This window comes from Pontibacillus halophilus JSM 076056 = DSM 19796, from assembly GCF_000425205.1.
Taxonomy (GTDB): domain Bacteria; phylum Bacillota; class Bacilli; order Bacillales; family BH030062; genus Pontibacillus_A; species Pontibacillus_A halophilus.
In genome coordinates, this window is sequence record NZ_AULI01000005.1 from 65875 (window position 1) to 86454 (window position 20580).

The 20580-nt window shown below is 44.2% G+C and carries 20 protein-coding genes and 1 other annotated feature; all 20 genes read left to right on the top strand.

Annotated elements, in window-relative coordinates; translation table 11 throughout:
- Nucleotides 1-32: 32 nt before the first annotated feature.
- The 20 genes from H513_RS0104740 to pyrE all read left to right on the top strand — a co-directional run bounded on the left by H513_RS0104740 (nt 33) and on the right by pyrE (nt 20545).
- Nucleotides 33-311: a YlmC/YmxH family sporulation protein gene (locus H513_RS0104740; RefSeq protein WP_338048988.1), complete on the top strand. Its 279-nt coding sequence runs from the start codon at nt 33-35 to the stop codon at nt 309-311.
- A gap of 74 nt (nt 312-385) precedes the next feature.
- Nucleotides 386-1210 carry a peptidoglycan editing factor PgeF gene (gene pgeF, locus H513_RS0104745; protein WP_026799694.1) on the top strand — a complete coding sequence of 275 codons (825 nt, stop codon included), beginning with the start codon at nt 386-388 and terminating at the stop codon, nt 1208-1210.
- A 9-nt stretch (nt 1211-1219) separates the two neighbouring features.
- Entirely contained in the window at nt 1220-1903 is a 684-nt protein-coding gene (locus H513_RS0104750; RefSeq protein ID WP_026799695.1) for a YggS family pyridoxal phosphate-dependent enzyme, read from the top strand.
- A gap of 17 nt (nt 1904-1920) precedes the next feature.
- Nucleotides 1921-2367, top strand: coding sequence for a cell division protein SepF (locus tag H513_RS0104755; protein ID WP_026799696.1), 447 nt, complete (start codon nt 1921-1923; stop codon nt 2365-2367).
- 17 nt (nt 2368-2384) lie between these two features.
- On the top strand, nt 2385-2660 hold the full coding sequence (locus H513_RS0104760) for a YggT family protein (protein ID WP_026799697.1): 276 nt from the start codon (nt 2385-2387) through the stop codon (nt 2658-2660).
- Between the two features lie 46 nt (nt 2661-2706).
- Complete coding sequence (locus H513_RS0104765; RefSeq protein ID WP_026799698.1) at nt 2707-3480, top strand: YlmH family RNA-binding protein; 774 nt, start codon at nt 2707-2709, stop codon at nt 3478-3480.
- Between the two features lie 87 nt (nt 3481-3567).
- Nucleotides 3568-4095 carry a DivIVA domain-containing protein gene (locus H513_RS0104770; protein WP_026799699.1) on the top strand — a complete coding sequence of 176 codons (528 nt, stop codon included), beginning with the start codon at nt 3568-3570 and terminating at the stop codon, nt 4093-4095.
- A 46-nt stretch (nt 4096-4141) separates the two neighbouring features.
- Nucleotides 4142-4367 (top strand) — a binding site (T-box leader).
- An 86-nt stretch (nt 4368-4453) separates the two neighbouring features.
- Nucleotides 4454-7207, top strand: a complete 2754-nt coding sequence (gene ileS, locus H513_RS0104775) for an isoleucine--tRNA ligase (RefSeq protein WP_026799700.1) — start codon at nt 4454-4456, stop codon at nt 7205-7207.
- 129 nt (nt 7208-7336) lie between these two features.
- Nucleotides 7337-7813, top strand: a complete 477-nt coding sequence (gene lspA / locus H513_RS0104780; RefSeq protein ID WP_269147243.1) for a signal peptidase II — start codon at nt 7337-7339, stop codon at nt 7811-7813.
- Nucleotides 7810-8721, top strand: coding sequence for an RluA family pseudouridine synthase (locus tag H513_RS0104785; RefSeq protein ID WP_026799702.1), 912 nt, complete (start codon nt 7810-7812; stop codon nt 8719-8721). Before lspA ends, H513_RS0104785 begins: the two co-directional genes overlap by 4 nt.
- A gap of 168 nt (nt 8722-8889) precedes the next feature.
- The gene (pyrR, locus tag H513_RS0104790; RefSeq protein WP_026799703.1) at nt 8890-9435 is read left to right on the top strand and encodes a bifunctional pyr operon transcriptional regulator/uracil phosphoribosyltransferase PyrR; all 546 of its coding nucleotides are present in this window, start codon (nt 8890-8892) and stop codon (nt 9433-9435) included.
- A 141-nt stretch (nt 9436-9576) separates the two neighbouring features.
- Entirely contained in the window at nt 9577-10947 is a 1371-nt protein-coding gene (locus H513_RS0104795; protein WP_026799704.1) for a solute carrier family 23 protein, read from the top strand.
- Between the two features lie 166 nt (nt 10948-11113).
- Nucleotides 11114-12028, top strand: coding sequence for an aspartate carbamoyltransferase catalytic subunit (locus tag H513_RS19605; protein WP_036769308.1), 915 nt, complete (start codon nt 11114-11116; stop codon nt 12026-12028).
- Complete coding sequence (locus H513_RS0104805) at nt 11991-13289, top strand: dihydroorotase (RefSeq protein WP_197057399.1); 1299 nt, start codon at nt 11991-11993, stop codon at nt 13287-13289. Before H513_RS19605 ends, H513_RS0104805 begins: the two co-directional genes overlap by 38 nt.
- Nucleotides 13273-14385 carry a carbamoyl phosphate synthase small subunit gene (locus tag H513_RS0104810; protein WP_026799706.1) on the top strand — a complete coding sequence of 371 codons (1113 nt, stop codon included), beginning with the start codon at nt 13273-13275 and terminating at the stop codon, nt 14383-14385. The genes H513_RS0104805 and H513_RS0104810 overlap by 17 nt, the downstream gene beginning before the upstream one ends.
- On the top strand, nt 14364-17573 hold the full coding sequence (gene carB, locus H513_RS0104815) for a carbamoyl-phosphate synthase large subunit (protein WP_026799707.1): 3210 nt from the start codon (nt 14364-14366) through the stop codon (nt 17571-17573). The genes H513_RS0104810 and carB overlap by 22 nt, the downstream gene beginning before the upstream one ends.
- Nucleotides 17560-18312 (top strand): dihydroorotate dehydrogenase electron transfer subunit, encoded by a 753-nt coding sequence (locus H513_RS0104820; protein ID WP_026799708.1) that lies wholly within the window; start codon nt 17560-17562, stop codon nt 18310-18312. Before carB ends, H513_RS0104820 begins: the two co-directional genes overlap by 14 nt.
- Nucleotides 18309-19241, top strand: a complete 933-nt coding sequence (locus H513_RS0104825; RefSeq protein ID WP_026799709.1) for a dihydroorotate dehydrogenase — start codon at nt 18309-18311, stop codon at nt 19239-19241. Before H513_RS0104820 ends, H513_RS0104825 begins: the two co-directional genes overlap by 4 nt.
- A complete protein-coding gene (pyrF, locus tag H513_RS0104830; RefSeq protein WP_036769304.1) occupies nt 19216-19935 on the top strand; it encodes an orotidine-5'-phosphate decarboxylase in 720 nt (239 codons plus the stop codon). Before H513_RS0104825 ends, pyrF begins: the two co-directional genes overlap by 26 nt.
- Entirely contained in the window at nt 19910-20545 is a 636-nt protein-coding gene (pyrE, locus tag H513_RS0104835; RefSeq protein ID WP_026799711.1) for an orotate phosphoribosyltransferase, read from the top strand. The genes pyrF and pyrE overlap by 26 nt, the downstream gene beginning before the upstream one ends.
- Nucleotides 20546-20580: the final 35 nt, after the last annotated feature.

The window sequence follows — 20580 nt, forward strand, 5'->3', positions numbered from 1 at the left end:
AAGAAACGTGCATAAGATGGTAAAAAAGGGCGGTGACACGAACAATGATGATTTCTGAACTTCAGATGAAGGAAATTATATCAGTCGAGACGGGTCAAAGATTGGGTCATTTGTCAGATTTAGAAGTCGATGTTGAACGTGGTAGAATTTTAGCACTCATCGTTAGTGCGAAAGGGAAGATGATGGGGTTGTTTGGCAAAGAAGAAGAGATTGTCATTCCTTGGGAAACGATTGTCACAATCGGTGAAGACGTTATATTAGTAAAGAATGTGACCAAACCGGTCGTTTATCCAGAACAAAAAGTAGAATAAATGGAACATCTTAAGAAAAATGAGGAAAGATGTGATAAAATAGATGCGATAACAGAGATATGGGGGATTCACGAATGATTGAAGGATTTCATCACACACACCCTGCTTATTTAGAGGTAACAAAGTGGACGTATGGGAATGAGCAACTCGTAGCAGGGATGACAACTAGGCTAGGTGGGCTCGGGGAAGTTCCATTCGATACGTTTAACTTAGCCTGGCACGTGCCTGATGTTCACCAAACGATAGTGGATAATCGTCATATACTTGCGGATCTATTACAGTTCCCTGTACATACATGGGTAGGGGGAGAACAGGTGCATGGCACGAGGATACATCGCGTCACTAGACAGGACCTCGGGAAAGGTGCACTAGAACAAGATACGGCCGTTAAAGAAGTGGATGGCCTCATTACGAATGAGAAAGATGTTCTTCTAACAGCATTTTATGCAGACTGTGTGCCTTTATTCTTCTACGACCCTGTTACGGAATGGGTTGGAATTGCGCATGCGGGTTGGAAAGGGACAGTTGGTCGAATGGGACCAAAGATGATTGATGCTCTGGTTGAAGAAGGGTCTTCTATTGAGAACATTAAAGTTGCCATTGGACCTTCCATTGGGGGAGACGTATACGAAGTGGATGACACTGTCATACAGCACATTCTTCGTGAAGAGAGAACGGAGGACGTCATCCTTTCCGCATCTTCTGGTAAGTATATGCTTTCGTTACAACATCTGCACCTACAACAAATAAAAAAAGCAGGAATACTGGAGAAAAATATCGAATTATCCGAGTATTGCACGTACCAAAACGACCACCTTTTCTTCTCGCATCGACGTGATCAAGGAAAAACAGGACGAATGTTAGGGTTTATTGGATTACGTAGCGAGGAACGAGGTTAGGGGTATCACATGAATATCAAAGAGAATGCAGCAGACATACAAAGAAAAGTGGAAGCCGCATCAGAACAGAGTGGACGAAGTGCATCAGATGTTACTGTGATTGCTGTTACGAAATATGTGTCTGTTGAACGTGCTCACCAAGCTGTGGAGGCAGGAATCACACACCTTGGTGAGAACCGACCTGAAGGGCTAATAGAGAAGCAGACACATCTTTCAAACGGTGTTACATGGCACTTTATTGGGTCACTCCAATCAAAGAAAGTTAAGCGTGTCATTGATGGCGTTGATGTACTTCATTCGTTAGACAGATTGTCATTAGCGAAAGAAATTCAAAAGCGTTCAGAGCGCGTCGTTCCATGCTTTATCCAAGTTAATGTTTCTGGTGAAGAATCAAAACAAGGACTATCTCTAGACGAGGTCCACGAGTTCGTGAATGAGCTTGAAGCGTACGACCGGATAAAGGTAATCGGCCTAATGACAATGGCTCCCTATATCGATGATGAGGACGAGCTCCGTTCATGCTTTAGAAGGTTACGCTTATTACGCGATGAGATTCAGGACTTAGGGTTGTCTCATGCCCCTTGCACAGAGCTTTCGATGGGGATGAGCAATGACTACACGATTGCGATTGAAGAAGGAGCAACTCATATACGAATTGGGACAAGCTTAGTAGGCAACGAACAAAAAGAATAGAGAGGAGTGAACTGAACATGAGCATTAAAAACAAATTAAAAAAAGTGTTTGCCTTAGATGATGAATATGAGTACGAATATGTGGATGAATCGGAAATTGATCTACCAGAGCACTTTCAAGACCAGCAAGAATCCCAGCAAGAGAAAAAGCAAAACGTTGTGAGTTTGAAAACGATGCAGCAGTCTTCAAAGGTTGTGCTGACAGAACCAAGGTCGTACAACGAGGCTCAAGAAATTGCAGATCATCTAGTCAATCGTCGTGCTACGGTCATTAATTTACAGATGGTGGACCACACACAAGCAAAGCGAATAGTAGACTTTTTAAGCGGAACCGTTTATGCTATTGGTGGAGACATTCAGAAACTTGGATCTCAAACATTCTTATGTACACCTGACAATATTGATGTTTCAGGGTCTATTACCGAAATGTTGACAGCAGAAGATGATTACGAGAAAAGGTGGTAACCACTTTGGATGAATTTTTGTTTACGCTTTATAGATTTTTAGGAACATTGCTTCAGCTTTATTCCTTTGCGTTGATTATTTACATTTTCATGTCCTGGTTCCCTGGAGCGAGAGAATCTTCAATCGGGAGCTTTATAGGACGAATTTGTGAGCCATACTTAGAGCCTTTTCGACGAATTGTTCCACCGATTGGGATGCTTGATTTATCCCCAATCGTTGCGATTCTAGTACTTAACTTCGCAGCAGGATACGGTCTGCAAGCACTGTTCCAAATACTATCTAGTTTATTGTAGATCATGTGACAACATGATCTGCTTTTTTATGGGTTAGGATGAGACGATGGAAATTTACCAACATTTTAGAAAAGAAGAACAACCATTTATAGATAACGTCGTATCCTGGAAAGAGGAAGTCGGCCGTTCGTTCACACGAAAATTGACCGATTTTCTTGACCCGCGTGAACGGATGATCTTTCAATCCATCATTGGGCAGGATGAAGACTTTGTATGGAAAGCTTATGGAGGCCCTGACCATGCAGAACGCCAACGAATGATTCTTGCTCCTTTCTATGAGGAAATAGAAGAGAAAGATTTCGAGGTCACGCTCCTTGAAGCTTCTTATCCAAGTAAATTTGTGACGTTGGAGCACCGTGATGTTCTCGGTGCATTTATGAGTCTTGGGGTTGTACGTAAGAAGCTTGGCGACCTCATCGTTACAGAGGACAAGATTCAGATTCTAGTTGCTTCTGAAATTGCTGATTATGTTAAGATGAATCTAACGGGGGTAAAGAAGGCTGGAATCCAATTTGCTGAGAAGCCAATTGACAATCTGCTGCCCTCAGAGGAAGAGTGGCTTCAGAAAGATGGCACCGTATCCTCGCTTCGTCTCGATGTAGTTCTAAAGGAAATCTATACTCTTTCTCGTCAGAAAGCTGTACAGTTTATTGAGAAGGGTCAAATTAAAGTGAACTATCGAACAGTTGAATCTAGTTCCTTTGAGCTTAGAGAAGGCGATTTGATCTCATTCCGTGGGAAAGGACGCAGTCTCCTAACTTCAGTACATGGTCAGACGAAGAAGGAGAAATGGCGGGTCTCATACGCAAAGTTGAAATAGTTACAGGAACGAGCAGGATTTTGTTAAGCTTTGTCGAAAGACACTTAGTAATGACTATGAAACGACATCGTTAAGGAGGTGGCCCTAGTGGCTTTAACACCATTGGACATTCACAATAAGGAATTCACGCGAGGTTTTCGTGGGTATGACGAAGATGAGGTAAATGAATTTCTTGACCAGGTTATTAAAGATTATGAAAGCATTATTCGTGACAAGAAGAACCTTGAAGAGAAGGTTCAGAACCTAGAAGAAAGATTAGGGCATTTCAGCAATATTGAAGAGACATTAAATAAATCCATTTTAGTCGCTCAAGAAACTGCTGAAGAAGTGAAGAGCAATGCGACGAAAGAATCTAAGTTAATCGTGAAAGAAGCAGAGAAGAATGCGGACCGCATTATTAACGAAGCGCTTTCTCGTTCCCGTCGTATTTCATTAGAAGTAGAAGAGTTGAAGAAACAAGCGAAAGTGTTCCGCACTCGATTAAAAATGCTTGTTGAGGCTCAGCTTGATATGATTGAAAATGACGATTGGGATGACTTATTCAACGTGAAGCTTGACGAAGATGTTGAGGCTGAAGAAGAAGAGAGCGTTGATTTGGTCAAGAGTAATTCTTGACGCCTCTCGCATTTTTACATATAATATTTTAACAGAGTTTATATATGTGAAGTCTACGACAGGGATAAGTAAAGATAGCCCCTTTCAATAAGCGAGTCAGGGATGGTGGAAGCCTGATGGAAAGCCTATTTCGAAGATCACCCTTGAGACCCTATGCTGAACCATTCAGTAGGTGTAGGCGCGTCATTCACGTTACGAATGCTTGAGCGAATCATGCATACCTGTATGTATGATTTACAAGGGTGGTACCGCGAGACCTTCTCGTCCCTTTTTAGGGATGGAGAAGGTCTTTTTTATTTAGGTGTATTGCTTAACACATTATTGACCACGATGAAACTAGTTAAAGGAGGAACATAGGATGAACTATAAAGATACATTACTCATGCCAAAGACGGAATTCCCAATGCGCGGAAACCTTCCGAACCGTGAGCCAAAAATGCAAGAAGAATGGGAATCCATGAACATTTACGAACAGGTGCAAAAGCGAACAGAGGGGCGCCCTTTGTTTGTCCTACATGATGGCCCTCCATATGCAAATGGTGACCTTCACATGGGGCATGCGTTAAATAAAGTACTGAAAGATTTTATCGTCCGCTATAAATCTATGACAGGCTACAATGCTCCATATGTTCCAGGTTGGGATACGCATGGCCTTCCAATTGAACAAGCGCTAGCGAAGAAGAAGGTAAACCGTAAGAAGATGACGGTTGCAGAATTCCGTGAGAAGTGTGCTGAGTATGCATGGAAGCAAGTTGAGAATCAACGTACTCAATTTAAACAACTAGGTGTTCGTGGTGACTGGGACAATCCATACGTGACCCTTACAAAGGAATATGAAGCTGCACAAATTAAAGTGTTTGGTGAAATGGCGAATAATGGCTACATCTATAAAGGCAAGAAGCCTGTCTACTGGTCTCCATCTTCTGAGTCTGCATTGGCGGAGGCTGAAATTGAGTATCATGACAAACGCTCTGCATCCATCTATGTTGGGTTTAATGTGAAAGACGGGAAAGGGGTTCTTTCTGGAGACGAGACGTTCATCATCTGGACGACAACTCCATGGACGATTCCTGCAAATATGGGGATTGCCGTTCACCCTGAATTGACTTATGTAACCGTGAGCGCAAATGGCGGTCGTTTCATCATTGCTGAGAAGCTTATCGATGATGTAAGTGAGGCATTAGAGTGGGAAAACCCTGAAATCATTGCTACACACACAGGGAAGGACCTTGAGCGTGTGACTACACAACACCCTCTTTACGAGCGCGAATCACTTGTTGTACTAGGAGAGCACGTAACAACAGATGCCGGTACAGGTTGTGTCCACACTGCACCTGGCCACGGGGAAGATGACTACTGGGTCGGCATGCAATACGGACTTGACATTCTTTGTCCTGTCGACGAGAAAGGGTACTTCACTGAAGAAGCACCAGGATATGAAGGGCAATTCTACGATAGTGCAAATAAAGCCATTACAGAAGCGTTAGAAGAGAAAGGCGCTCTACTTAAATTGCAATTTATTACGCACTCCTATCCACACGACTGGAGAACGAAGAAGCCGACCATTTTCCGTGCCACAGCTCAATGGTTTGCATCCATTAAAGAATTCCGTAGTGAGATTCTATCAGAAATTGAAAATGTGGAATGGACACCAAAATGGGGCGAAACGCGTCTATACAATATGGTTCGTGACCGTGAGGACTGGTGTATTTCTCGCCAGCGTGCATGGGGTGTACCAATTCCAGTCTTTTATGCAGAAGACCAGACTCCAATTATTAATGAACAAACAATTGAGCATGTAGCGAACTTGTTCCGTGAACATGGCTCAAATATTTGGTTTGAAAGAGAAGCGAAGGACCTTCTACCAGAAGGCTTCACTTCAGAACACAGTCCAAATGGTCACTTCACGAAAGAAGAAGATATTATGGACGTATGGTTCGACAGTGGTTCTTCTCACCAAGCAGTCCTTCAAGAGCGCCCTGAATTACAGCGCCCTGCTGATTTATATCTAGAGGGTTCCGACCAATACCGTGGTTGGTTTAATTCGTCCTTGTCCACTTCTGTAGCAGTGACAGGTAAGGCACCGTTTAAAGCAATCCTCTCTCACGGATTTGCAATGGATGCCAATGGACGTAAGATGAGTAAGTCACTTGGGAATGTCATTCTTCCAGACAAAATTATGAAGCAGTATGGTGCTGATATTCTTCGTCTTTGGGTATCAAGTGTTGATTACCAAGCAGACGTACGTATTTCAGATGACATCCTAAAACAAGTTTCAGAAGTCTACCGTAAGATTCGTAACACGTTCCGCTTCCTATTAGGAAACTTGAACGACTTTGATCCTACTCAACACGTTGTGAAGGATGAGGATTTACAAGAAGTAGATCGTTACATGAAATTACGTTTAGATGAGCTTGTGAAGACGGTTCGTGAAGCCTATGACAACTATGAATTTATGAGTATTTATCATGCGATTCACAATTTCTGTACGATTGATTTAAGCTCATTCTACCTAGACTTTGCGAAAGATGTTCTTTACATCGAAGCACCTGACAACGTGCGTCGTCGCAGCATTCAGACGGTGTATTATGAGATTGTTACAACACTTACGAAACTATTGTCTCCAATCCTTTCTCACACAGCGGATGAGGTGTATAAGCATATCCCTGCAGTGGAGGAAGCGAGTGTTCAACTGACAGATATGCCAGAAGTGAAAGACCTTACTCACTTAACAGAGTTAAAAGCAAAATGGGATCACTTCATGAATGTCCGTGACGATGTATTGAAAGCACTTGAAGAAGCAAGAAGCGAGAAAGTCATTGGGAAATCCTTGGAAGCGAAAGTAACAATTGTTCCAAAGGATGAAGAAACAAAAGCGGTTCTTAACGAAATCAGCCACCTTGACCAATTGTTAATTGTATCTGGCGCTGACATTGCTGAGTCCGTACAAGAAGGAAAAGAATACGACCATGTGCACGTTGCAGTTGAAGCTCACGTTGGTGAGAAATGTCAACGTTGTTGGGTAGTTTCTGAAGAAATCGGTAAAGATGAGAAACATCCAGAACTTTGCCCACGTTGTGCTTCTGTCGTAGAAGAACAATACGAAGGATAAGAAAGGAGAGCTGGCTTTAATGCCAGTTCTTTTTTTATCAAGCGATAATCTCCTGTTTAAATCATTCCGTCAGCAGAAACGAAAATATGGTACAATGCTAAAGGAATACGCGAAAGTCGATCGGAGGATTTGCTTGTGTGGTACTATTTACTTGCTGCTGCTTTAATTGTATTGGACCAAGTAACGAAATGGCTCGTCGTGAAAGAAATGGAGCTGTATGAGTCTATACCTGTGATAGAGAATTTCTTATACTTAACTTCACATCGTAATAAAGGCGCTGCATGGGGTATTTTGGAAGGGCAGATGTGGTTCTTCTATTTGGTCACTGTGGCAGTAGTGGCTGCAGTTATTTACTATTTGCAGACACAGGGGAAGAAATTTCCGCTATTAGGCGTTGCGCTCGCTTTCATATTGGGAGGAGCTATAGGGAACTTTATAGACCGTTTATTCCGTAAAGAAGTGGTGGATTTCGCTGATGTTCTTATTGGGAGCTATGATTTCCCAATCTTTAATGTTGCGGATTCAAGTTTATTTGTCGGAGTGGTCCTTGTATTTATCGCAACCATCATAGATGAGCGGAGACAGAAAGGAAAGAAACAAGCATGAATGAGAATCAACATCAAGTTATAAATGAGGAAGCCGGTAGTCGAATAGATAAATTGATGGCCGATCTTCAAGAGAATTTATCACGTTCACAAGTGCAAGCATGGATTAAAGATGGGCACCTTACTGTGAACGGCAAAGGGATTAAGAGTAATTATAAGGTTCAAGAGGGCGATTACATTGCGTGGGAAGTTCCTGAGCCTGAAGAAATCGAACTCGTGGCTGAAGACATTCCTCTTGAGATTGTGTATGAAGACGAAGATGTGGTTGTCGTCAACAAACCGAAAGGAATGGTCGTTCACCCATCTCCAGGACATCCAAGTGGAACGCTTGTGAACGCGCTGCTTCATCATTGCACAGATTTGTCCGGAATCAATGGGGAAGTTCGTCCAGGTATTGTTCACCGCATTGACAAAGACACATCAGGATTGCTAATGGTCGCTAAGAACGATATGGCTCACCAATCATTGGCTGAGCAGTTGCAGGCAAAATCGATTGATCGTAAATACCTTGCTCTTGTCCACGGAGAGATCCATCATGAGGTTGGAACAATTGAGGCTCCAATCGGTCGAGATCTTAAAGACCGACAAAAGATGGGGGTAGTGGACAACGGCCGAGATGCAGTAACGCATTTTCGTGTCCTTGAACTATTTGATGGATTTACGCTTGTCGAATGTCAGCTGGAGACAGGTCGTACGCACCAGATTCGAGTGCACATGCACTATATTAAGCATCCGATTGTCGGAGACCCTAAATATGGCCAACGTAAAACGTATGATATTGAAGGCCAAGCCCTTCATGCGAGAACGCTTGGATTTCTACATCCTCGTACAGGCGAATGGTTAGAGTTTGTAGCAGAACCACCGAAAGTATTCGAAGATACGTTGACTTATTTACGTCAAAGGTCTTGACTTTATAGGAAGGCTTTGAAATAATATGGAAAGAATAAACATGACCCTTTAAACCAGTCCCGTGAGACTGAAAAGGAATTCGGACTTTTTATGGATACGTCTGTCCAAATCCCCTTTCGTCTTCGGATGAAAGGGGATTTTTTTTGGGTCATAGTAGGAGGATTACGAATGAACAAGAAGGCAACCGTACTAGACCAAGCCGCCATACGTCGCGGATTGACAAGAATTGCCCATGAGATTCTCGAACGAAACAAAGGAGTTGAAGGGTTAGTACTTGTTGGGATTAAAACGCGAGGCATACCTCTAGCTAAACGTCTTCAAGAGAAGATTGCGTCAATTGAAGGAGTGGAAGTTCCGATTGGTGAGGTGGACATTACGCTTTATCGAGATGATTTAAGCAATAAGGACGCGAAGTCAGAGCCAGAGCTTAAAGGAACTCATATCCACGGGGAGCTTACCAATAAGACGGTGATCTTAGTGGATGACGTCTTGTACACAGGTCGAACGGTGCGTGCCGCAATGGACGCCATTATGGACCAAGGAAGACCTTCACAAGTGCAGCTCGCTGTCTTAATTGACCGAGGGCACCGAGAGTTGCCAATCCGAGCAGACTATGTTGGAAAGAACGTTCCGACTGCTCAGGAGGAAGTGATTGTCGTTACACTGGAAGAGTCGGATGAATCAGATGAAGTTAGCATTTATCAACACACGTAAACGCGTACCTTTAAGGTAGTCCCGTGAGGCTAGTAAGGTCGTTATAGATGTGAATCGTAGTCCGAGGACTACGTCTACCTCTTTGCGACCAGAACGCAAAGAGGTTTTTTTATATCTAACTACGTAGAGGAGGTTCATCCAATGAATCAAGAAAAAATGATGGATGTTCATGAAGTACCAAAGGCAACCACTTGGATGATGTTAAGTTTACAGCATTTATTCGCCATGTTCGGCGCAACAATTCTTGTACCATTCTTAACAGGCTTATCCCCTGCAGTAGCGCTTATCTCGAGTGGAACCGGAACGCTTAGTTACCTTCTAATTACAAGAGGAAAGATACCAGCCTATCTTGGTTCAAGTTTCGCATTCATTGTACCTATCACAGCGGCTAGTGAAATTGGGGGAATTGAGGGAGCGATGGTCGGGAGCTTCCTAGCGGGGCTTGTGTACGGAGCGGTGGCTCTGTTGATTAAAGTAGCCGGTGTGAGATGGATCATGCACATCCTACCCCCTGTCGTCGTAGGACCCGTCATTATCGTTATCGGACTTGGATTAGCGTCTACCGCAGTCGGAATGGCAATGAACGAACCTAGCACAGGGACGTATAGCTTTACACACTTTCTAATTGCGATGTTGACGCTCTCGGTCACGATTCTTGGAACGCTCTTCTTCAAAGGATTTATGAAACTCATTCCCATTCTAGTTGGGATAGTTACCGGCTACACAGTTTCTCTCTTCGCTGGCATCGTAGATACGTCAGGAATTAAAGAGCAGTGGAATGAACTCCAATCAGGGAATCTATGGACGGGAATATTCGAGATGCCTGATTTTGTTCTGCCGTTCGTAGACTACGCTCCCCTTCAAGTCCTAAACGGTGAAATCATTCTACTCATGGTCCCAATTGCCATCGTCACCATTGCAGAGCATATAGGAGATCAAATGGTGCTTTCGAAAGTTGCCGGAAAGAACTTCATTGAGAAGCCAGGTCTGCATCGCTCCATTGCTGGAGACGGGGTCGCTACCATTCTTGCATCCATGCTTGGTGGTCCACCTAATACGACGTACGGGGAAAATATCGGAGTGCTCGCGATTACAAGAGTATTCAGTGTGTTCGTGGTTGGGGGAGCGGCCGTCATTGCCATCTGCTTCGGATTCATCGGTATGATTACTGCTGTCATCGCCTCTGTACCACAAGCAGTAATGGGCGGGGTGTCCATTCTCCTCTTTGGGATTATCGCATCGAACGGATTACGGATGTTAGTAGATAACGAGATTGATTTAAGCAATCAGAGAAACCTAATTATTACGAGTGTCATCATGATTATCGGAGTGGGAGGGGCATCCATCGTCATCCCGCTTCCGACTGGAACGACCTTGCAAGTGGACGGAATGGCTCTCGCTGCCATAACGGGCATAGTCTTAAACTTGATTCTCCCTGGTAAGCATCATTCTTATGGGAATGGAAGCATGTTTCAAACGAATGAGAAATCAGAATCAGATTCAGCTGCATAATCGAAGAACCACCATGTTTTAACAAAGTCCTGTGAGGCTTTAAAGGGTGTTGGGATCATCGGATGGGTTTTCTATGGCAACACCCATTCCTACTAACACCCTCTACAAAGAGGGTGTTTTTTTAGGGCGGATACAGGATCACTCGCTTAAGAGAGGGGAAACGACAATGAGGCACTTGTTACGAATGGAAGAAGTCACAACAGATGAGATCTTCTACCTGATGGAGAAGGCGAAGAGAATGGAGGACGTATTTGAACCTTTCCAAAAGCCGAAGATCATCGCCAATCTATTCTATGAGCCGAGTACTCGTACGAAATTAAGTTTCGAAGTGGCTGAGAAAAGGTTGGGTTACCATGTGCTAGATTTTGATGCTGCCCATTCGAGTGTGCGAAAGGGAGAATCCTTGTATGACACAGTCAAAACCATCGAAAGCCTTGGTGCAGATGCTGTTGTCATCAGGCATCGGCAAAATGCGTATTACAATGAATTATTACAAGGAGTTGACCTTCCCATCATAAATGGAGGGGATGGAACAGGAGAACATCCGACTCAATGTTTGCTAGACTTGTTCACCATTTATGAAGAGTTTCGGACCTTTAAAGGCATCAATGTTGTCATTGCAGGGGATGTCCTTCATAGTCGTGTCGCTCGCTCGAATGCACACACGCTAAGCCGATTAGGGGCACAGGTTCAGATCGCATGTCCGAATGTTTGGGACGATCCAACGCTTCCTTATGAACGAGTGGCGATTGATGACTCAGTAGAACGGTGTGATGTTCTTATGCTACTTAGAGTACAACACGAACGACATGAATACACTACTCAGTCTTCAGATTATCTAGAGACATATGGATTGACTATTGAGCGTGAAAGAAGAATGAGAGAAAGAAGTATTATTTTGCATCCTGCCCCAGTCAACCGAGGAATAGAGATTCACGATTCGCTTGTGGAATGCGAGCGTTCTAGAATATTCAAGCAAATGTCGAATGGTGTTCTCGTTCGTATGGCAGTGTTAGATACATTACTTTCAAAAGGGGAGAGAAATGATGACGTTACGAATCAAAGACGTTCACTTGTTTGAGGGAGAGCAATTGGTGAAGCGAGACGTGTGTATCAAAGATGGAAAGATTGTTTCTGTTCGTTCTCAGTTGGAGGGAGAAGAAGGGCGTGTACTGAACGGAGAAGGGAAGTTCCTTTCTCCTGGATTTATCGACATCCATGTTCATTTAAGAGAGCCCGGCGGAGAAGAGAAGGAAACGATAGCAAGTGGAACAGCCGCTGCTCTTAGGGGAGGATTTACGACTGTATGTGCCATGCCAAATACAAGACCTGTTCCAGATTCAGTTGAATCCTTAACACTTGTGAATGAGAAGATTACACATTCAGCACATGTGAATGTTCATCCCTATGCGTCTATTACAACGCGTCAACTAGGTCAAGAACGTACAAACTTTGAGGCGTTACAGAAGCTTGGTGCCGTCGCCTTTACAGATGATGGAGTGGGTGTGCAGAACGCGGACGTCATGCTAGAGGCGATGAAAGCTGCAAGTAAGATTGGGGCTACTATTGTCGCTCATTGTGAAGAGAACACATTAATACATAGTGGTGTGATGCATGAAGGAGTACGTAGTCAATTGCTAAATCTTCCAGGCATTCCGTCTGTGTGTGAATCAACGCAAATTGCGAGAGATGTTCTGTTGGCTGAACAAGCGGGCTGTCATTATCACGTCTGCCACGTATCTACTAAAGAATCTGTGCGAGTGATTCGAGATGCTAAACGGGCTGGTATCAATGTAACAGCGGAAGTAACTCCACACCATCTATTACTAGATGAACACGATATTCATGAAGACCATGGTTTCTTTAAGATGAATCCACCGCTAAGAAGTGAAGCGGATAGATTTTCGTTACTTCAGGGTCTTATAGATGGAACGATTGATTGTATTGCCACTGATCATGCGCCCCATACAGAGGAAGAAAAGAACGGAACGATGCTACACGCGCCATTTGGAATTGTTGGGCTTGAGACAGCCTTTTCCCTTCTTTACACTCATCTCGTTCAACCAGGAACAATTACGTTAAAGCAACTATTGGATTGGCTCACAGTCAAACCGGCTCAAATCTTTAGTCTAAGAGAGCCTTGCATTAGAGAGGGGGCCGTTGCAGACCTCGTCCTGTTAGATTTAGAAACCACTCATACGATTAATCGTCATGAATTTGTGTCGAAAGGAAAGAATACACCGTTTCATGGATGGCAGGTGGTAGGGACACCGGTTGCAACCATTGTGAACGGAGCGCTTCTATGGAATAAGGAGGAAATGAAGTATGAAACAAAATCGTAAACTAGTATTGGAAGATGGTACCTTCTTCGTAGGAGAAGCGATTGGAAGTGATGTTGACCAGTCTGGAGAAGTGGTCTTTAATACAGGAATGACAGGATACCAAGAAATTATTACAGACCCAAGTTACTGCGGTCAAATTGTCACCTTTACGTATCCAATGATTGGGAATTATGGATTTAATCGAGACGATTATGAAACGGTTAAACCTTCTATTCATGGAGTAGTCGTGAAAGAGGCAAATGAGTATCCTAGCAACTTCAGGAATGAAGAAACTTTACACGAGTTTTTAAGTGCTCATGGAATCCCTGGGATCCAAGGGGTAGATACGCGTAAGCTGACGAAGCACATACGGAAAGAAGGGTCCATGAAAGGGGCATTCACTTCTGTGGAAGAGCCAATCGAAGCGGTGGTAGCTCGGCTTAGGGATACATCCTTCTCACGTAATGTGGTAGCTCGTGTGTCTACGATTAAACCATACGTTGTACCAGGGCGTGGCCACCGAGTAGTATTAGTGGACTTCGGTATGAAACATGGCATTCTCCGTGAGTTCACAAAGCGTCACTGTCATGTAACCGTTGTGCCATATAACACCTCCGCCGAAGAGATAAGAAGGTTAAATCCAGATGGTGTTCTATTATCAAATGGCCCTGGTGATCCGAAAGATGTCCAAGAAGCGATTGAAATGGTACGTACCATCCTAGAAGAGTATCCGACCTTTGGTATTTGTCTAGGTCATCAATTGATTGCCCTCGCATGTGGGGCGAACACAGAGAAGATGAAGTTTGGTCATCGTGGTTCAAATCATCCAGTAAAACATATAGAGAGCGGGAGCGTGTATATGACTTCTCAAAACCATGGTTATGCGGTTGTGGAATCTTCTCTATCTCATACCCAACTAGAAGTGACGCAATATGCTTTAAATGATGGGACAGTTGAAGGCCTGGCGCATCTTGTCTATCCATGCTTCTCTGCTCAATACCACCCAGAGAGTGCCCCGGGTCCTGAAGATTCGAATGAATTGTTTGACGAATTTATTGAGATGATGGAAGAAGCGAAAGGGAGGGAGAAAGTCTTATGCCAAAACGTACAGATATAAGTACAATCTTAGTCATTGGTTCTGGACCCATCATTATCGGCCAGGCAGCCGAGTTCGATTATTCTGGTGCACAAGCTTGTCAAGCCTTGCGGGAGGAAGGGTACCGAGTGATCCTAGCAAATTCCAACCCTGCCACAATCATGACAGACCAAACGATGGCGGATGAGGTGTACATGGAACCCTTAACGGTAGAATTTCTATCGAAGATTATTCGTAAAGAACGACCTGATGCTCTCCTGCCAACTCTAGGCGGTCAAACAGGGCTAAATTTAGCGGTGGAATTATACAACAGCGGCATATTGGTTCAGTACGGCGTAGAGTTACTAGGTACATCTCTTGATGCAATTCAACAAGCTGAGGACCGGGAGAAATTCCGTAATCTAATGAATGAATTAGGTGAGCCTGTTCCTGCAAGTGCGATTGTGTCAACGGTAGATGGAGCGCTTCAATTTGCAAGAGAGATTGGGTATCCAGTCATTGTTCGTCCGGCCTATACGCTTGGAGGGACTGGAGGTGGCATGTGTTACGACGAAGAAGAGTTGAGACAGATTGCATTAAGTGGTATTCAGCTTTCTCCTGTAAACCAATGTTTAATCGAGAAGAACATTGCAGGTTTTAAAGAAATTGAATATGAAGTTATGCGAGACCAGAGTGATCATGCCATTGTGGTATGTAATATGGAAAATGTAGATCCTGTAGGAATCCATACAGGCGATTCCATAGTAGTAGCTCCAAGTCAGACATTAAGCGACCGTGAATACCAGCTTCTACGTAATGCTTCTCTAAAGATTATTCGGGCTCTTCAAATTGAAGGTGGTTGTAACGTTCAACTTGCATTAGACCCACACAGTTTTCGCTACTACATTATAGAAGTAAACCCACGTGTTAGTCGCTCATCTGCTCTCGCTTCGAAAGCGACAGGCTATCCAATTGCGAAATTGGCTGCCAAAATCGCAGTTGGTTTAACGCTTGATGAAATGAAGAATCCTGTCACGGGAACAACTTATGCCGCATTTGAACCTGCTCTTGATTATATTGTAACGAAGATTCCAAGATGGCCATTTGATAAGTTCGTTAATGGGAATCGAACGCTTGGTACCCAGATGAAAGCCACAGGGGAAGTGATGGCTATCGGACGAACGTTCGAAGAGTCTTTCCTTAAAGCCGTTCGCTCACTTGAGCTGTCTTCAGACGAATTGTACTTGGACGAAGTGGCTGCTTTATCGAATGAGGTAATCGAAGCTCGTTTACATAAAGCAGACGATGAACAGATGTATGTGTTGGCAGAAGCCTTCAGGCGTGGCTATTCCATAGATCAGGTACATGAACGAACACGCATCGATCGATTCTTTCTTTATAAGATTGAGAGACTGATTCTTTCAGAAAGGGAATTAGCAACACAACCATGGAATCTCCCTTTACTACAGAACGCCAAAAAAAGAGGACTGGGGGATGCGACACTTGCTCGATTATGGAATACAACGGTCGATGACGTATACACCTTTAGACTCCAACACGGATTGGTCCCAGTCTTCAAGATGGTCGATACGTGTGCTGCAGAATTTGAGTCTGAAACCCCTTATTTCTATAGCACCTATGAAGAGGAGAATGAATCCATCGTAACAGAGAAGGTAAAGGTTCTTGTCCTAGGCTCTGGACCCATTCGAATCGGGCAAGGCGTAGAGTTTGACTACGCTACCGTCCATTCTGTCCTTGCTATAAAGGAAGCTGGCTATGAAGCCATTATTATGAACAACAACCCTGAGACGGTCTCAACCGATTTCAGCATCTCCGACAAGCTCTATTTCGAACCGCTTACCTTAGAAGATGTGATGCACGTTATTCATTTAGAGAAGCCAATGGGAGTCGTCGTTCAGTTCGGGGGACAGACGGCAATCAACTTGGCTGAAGGATTGAGCCGAAGGGGAGTTCGTATACTTGGGACATCCCTACAATCCATTGATCGTGCAGAAGACCGAGATAAATTTGAACACACGTTAAAACAGTTAGGGATTCCTCAACCTGAAGGGGTGTTTGCCACCTCCTCGCAGGAAGCGTTAACGTCTGCTAAATCTTTAGGGTTCCCACTGGTAGTGCGACCTTCCTATGTATTAGGTGGGAGAGCTATGGAGATTGTGTACGAACAAAGAGAGTTAGAGCGCTACATTGAGAATGCCGTTCGGGTGCATAAGGAACATCCCGTACTCATTGATCGGTATATGACGGGGATGGAGATTGAAGTCGATGCAGTTAGCGATGGAGAGACGGTCGTCATTCCTGGAATTATGGAGCATATTGAACGGGCTGGTGTACACTCTGGTGATTCCATTGCCGTCTATCCAACTCAGAGGTTGTCCGACTATCATAAACAACTTGTCATCGATTACACGACAAGGATTGCGAAGGAATTGCAAATTGTTGGACTTATTAACATCCAATTCGTTCAACACAAGGATGATGTGTATGTGTTGGAAGTTAACCCTAGGTCAAGCCGAACGGTACCATTCCTAAGTAAGATTACCGGAGTTACGATGGCGAATTTGGCAACCCAGCTTATACTCGGAGCCAAGCTAGCCGATCTTGGATTCAGGGGTGGATTGCTACCAGAACCGAGTGATGTATATGTGAAAGTGCCGGTGTTTTCTTTCGAGAAACTTCGTAGCGTGGATACGTATCTCGGACCTGAAATGAAATCAACAGGTGAAGTGATTGGCCGAGACGTTACGCTTGAGAAGGCGCTATATAAAGGGTTGACCGCCTCTGGTATTAAGATTCCGACAGCTGGCTCTGTATTAATAACGCTTGCAGACCAAGATAAGAGAGAAGTCTTACCGATGGCAGAGCGATTTCACTCCCTTGGGTTCCAACTCTATGCAACAGAAGGGACCGCAGAGCTCATACGGAGTGGTGGGTTACCTGTTACGGAAGTAAGCAAGATTGGAGATTATAGCCCAACCGTACTCGATGTGATTGAGAATGGGCAAGTGCAATTCGTCGTCAACACGCTAACGAAAGGGAAACAACCTCGTACAGATGGGTTCCGCATTCGACGTGAATCTGTCGAGCATGGTGTTCCTTGCCTAACTTCGTTAGATACAGCTCTTGCCATACTACGAATCATGGAGTCTATGACATTTACAGCTAAGCCGATGGAACGACAGAAGGTGGTTCACTATGCAAAAAGTTGAGCAAATGACAATCTTGGAAAACCGTCTTATTGCGAAAGATACGTATGAGCTTAAAGTAACAGGGGCGCTCATGAATGAGATGAGAACACCAGGGCAATTCCTTCACATTGCCATTGGAGATGGGTGGGAGCATGTCCTAAGGCGCCCCCTTTCCATTGCGAACGTAGATCACCATATTGTTACGATTGTCTATAAAGTGTTAGGGAAAGGGACTGCGAAACTTGCGACTAAACGCCAAGGGGATCAGTTGGATGTCTTAGGACCTCGTGGGAACGGATTTCCGGTTGAGAATATTCATGACTGTAACATTTTACTCATTGGGGGCGGGGTAGGCATTCCCCCGCTTCACTATTTAGGGAAACAGCTTCTTACTCAAGGCAATCAAATCTTCTCCTTATTAGGTTTTCAAACGAAAGAGCAAGTTTTCTATGAGAGAGAGTTTGGGAGACTTGGGGAAGTTATGGTTACAACAGACGATGGTTCATATGGGAAGAAAGGTCGTGTCACAGATCATGTAGCACAATTTAAAGGCATCGACTTAACCTTTAGCTGCGGACCGAAACCTATGCTGAAAGCCGTATCAGACCTTCCTTTACCCGGATATGTCTCACTTGAAGAGCGAATGGGATGTGGAATAGGGGCATGCTTTGCTTGTGTATGTGAAGCGAATGACGAGCGGGGTTATGTGAAAGTGTGTGCAGATGGGCCGGTGTTTAGGAAAGGAGAGGTCGTTCTATGAATCTAGCTGTGGAATTACAAGGTCTTTCGTTAAAGAATCCAATCATGCCTGCTTCAGGTTGCTTTGGATTTGGTAGAGAGTTTCATGAGTTCTATGATTTGAATGAGCTTGGAGCAATTATGATTAAGGCTGCTACAGGTACTGCTCGATTTGGAAATGCGACTCCACGGGTAGCTGAAACGTCATCTGGAATGTTGAACGCAATCGGACTACAGAATCCTGGTGTGGAAAGCATAATTGAAAACGAACTTCCATTTCTGCAACAGTTTGACACACCTATTATTGCGAACGTAGCTGGAAGTACAGAAGAAGAGTATGTGTATGTAGCGAATAAGCTCTCAGAAGCGGAGGGGGTTGCAGCGCTTGAATTGAACATCTCCTGCCCAAATGTCAAGAACGGAGGGATTCAATTCGGAACAAACCCTGAGGAAGCCATGGCTTTAACTGAGGCAGTGAAAGCGGTAAGCCGTGTGCCTGTATATGTGAAACTATCTCCTAATGTTTCAGATATAGTAGCCATCGCACAAGCTGTTGAGTCGGCTGGCGCAGACGGAATTACTATGATTAATACGCTTATTGGCATGCAACTTGACTTAAGGACTGGGGAACCACTACTCGCGAATGGGACGGGTGGGTTATCTGGGCCTGCTATCAAACCCATTGCAATTCGTATGGTAAGAGCCGTACGTGAACACGTCTCACTTCCAATTATAGGAATGGGCGGTGTAAGTCATGCGGAAGATGTACTAGAGTTCTTGTTAGCGGGTGCGGATGCTGTAGCGGTAGGTACAGCTAATTTCACGAATCCGTATTGTTGCAAGAACATAATAGATGCCTTGCCAGATACACTAGACCGATATGGTTATGCTTCTGTGAAGGATATCGTAGAGAGGAGTGGAAGACGTGGAATCTCTATTTCTAGCTCTTGATTTCGAGGACAAACATCAAGCACGAACGTTTCTTCATAACCATCAACTAACGGGTGTTCCGGTGAAAGTAGGGATGGAACTTTATTATAAAGAAGGGCCTTCACTTCTCTATGAGTTAAAGGAAGCGGGTCATCCGATCTTTCTTGATTTAAAGCTTTACGACATCCCAACAACCGTGTACCGAACGATGAGGAATATGGGTTCATTAGCGCTTGATTTCGTTAATGTGCATGCAACGGGCGGGTCTACAATGATTCGGGCAGCAAAGGAAGGGCTTCAAGATGGGGGCGCGGATCAAACGAAGCTACTTGCTGTGACGGTTCTGACGTCATTTGAAGAAGAAACGATGCAACGGGAATGGAGGGTGACGGATTCACTGCATGAGCTTGTAGGTCACTATGCTCGTCTTGGTCAAGAGAATGGAGCGGATGGGGTTGTATGTTCCCCTCATGAAGCAATGAGTATCCAAAAGGAGTGTGGAGAGGACTTCTATCGTATGACACCTGGCATTCGACTACGAACAGATGAACAAGAAGACCAAAAGCGTACGGCAACTCCGTCTTTAGCGCGCGAAATGGGAGCAAGTGGCATTGTAGTGGGGAGGAGTGTTACAAGGTCCACAACTCCAGAGGCAACTTATGAACGATTAAAAAAGGAGTGGGAGCGTCATGTTAACGAAACAACAGTTAGCTAAGCAACTTCTAGAGATTAAGGCAGTCCAGATTCAACCTGATCGACCTTTCAAGTGGACGTCCGGAATTCAGTCCCCTGTGTATTGTGACAACCGGTTGACGATGTCTTTCCCTGTTTTAAGAGGTGCCATTGCGGATAGCTTTACAACTTACATAAAGGAACACTATCCAATGGCAGAAGTGGTTGTCGGGTGTGCCACAGCAGGTATTCCCCATGCTGCATGGGTAGCAGAGCGTCTCCAGTTGCCAATGGCTTATGTACGTAGCGAGCCAAAAGGCCATGGAAAACAAAATAAGATAGAAGGAAACTTACTAGAATCTCAGCATTGCGTCATAATTGAAGATTTGATTTCAACAGGGAAGAGCTCGATTGCGGTTGCGGATTCGATTGTAGAAGCCGGGGGAATTGTGGATGGGGTGTTGTCCATTTTCTCTTATGAATTATCAGAAGGCAGGGAGGCATTCAAACAATCTGGATACCCTTACTATTCCATGACAGACTTTCCCACAATGTTAGAATGGATGAAGGACGAAGGAAGAATAAATGATGAAACGCTAGCCACTTTACTAGGTTGGATGGAAAGTCCTCGCTCTTTTTCCTTCAACTACTAGGTTTATTAACTTGTTCTTATGAATGAAAGAGATGT

Bases quoted from the DNA above. Each gene is read 5' to 3' on its own strand.
- pgeF (WP_026799694.1), top strand. From the start codon at position 386: ATGATTGAAGGATTTCATCACACACACCCTGCTTATTTAGAGGTAACA.
- H513_RS0104750 (WP_026799695.1), top strand. From the start codon at position 1,220: ATGAATATCAAAGAGAATGCAGCAGACATACAAAGAAAAGTGGAAGCC.
- H513_RS0104755 (WP_026799696.1), top strand. From the start codon at position 1,921: ATGAGCATTAAAAACAAATTAAAAAAAGTGTTTGCCTTAGATGATGAA.
- H513_RS0104765 (WP_026799698.1), top strand. From the start codon at position 2,707: ATGGAAATTTACCAACATTTTAGAAAAGAAGAACAACCATTTATAGAT.
- ileS (WP_026799700.1), top strand. From the start codon at position 4,454: ATGAACTATAAAGATACATTACTCATGCCAAAGACGGAATTCCCAATG.
- H513_RS0104785 (WP_026799702.1), top strand. From the start codon at position 7,810: ATGAATGAGAATCAACATCAAGTTATAAATGAGGAAGCCGGTAGTCGA.
- pyrR (WP_026799703.1), top strand. From the start codon at position 8,890: ATGAACAAGAAGGCAACCGTACTAGACCAAGCCGCCATACGTCGCGGA.
- H513_RS0104795 (WP_026799704.1), top strand. From the start codon at position 9,577: ATGAATCAAGAAAAAATGATGGATGTTCATGAAGTACCAAAGGCAACC.
- H513_RS19605 (WP_036769308.1), top strand. From the start codon at position 11,114: ATGAGGCACTTGTTACGAATGGAAGAAGTCACAACAGATGAGATCTTC.
- H513_RS0104805 (WP_197057399.1), top strand. From the start codon at position 11,991: ATGATGACGTTACGAATCAAAGACGTTCACTTGTTTGAGGGAGAGCAA.
- H513_RS0104810 (WP_026799706.1), top strand. From the start codon at position 13,273: ATGAAACAAAATCGTAAACTAGTATTGGAAGATGGTACCTTCTTCGTA.
- carB (WP_026799707.1), top strand. From the start codon at position 14,364: ATGCCAAAACGTACAGATATAAGTACAATCTTAGTCATTGGTTCTGGA.
- H513_RS0104820 (WP_026799708.1), top strand. From the start codon at position 17,560: ATGCAAAAAGTTGAGCAAATGACAATCTTGGAAAACCGTCTTATTGCG.
- H513_RS0104825 (WP_026799709.1), top strand. From the start codon at position 18,309: ATGAATCTAGCTGTGGAATTACAAGGTCTTTCGTTAAAGAATCCAATC.
- pyrE (WP_026799711.1), top strand. From the start codon at position 19,910: ATGTTAACGAAACAACAGTTAGCTAAGCAACTTCTAGAGATTAAGGCA.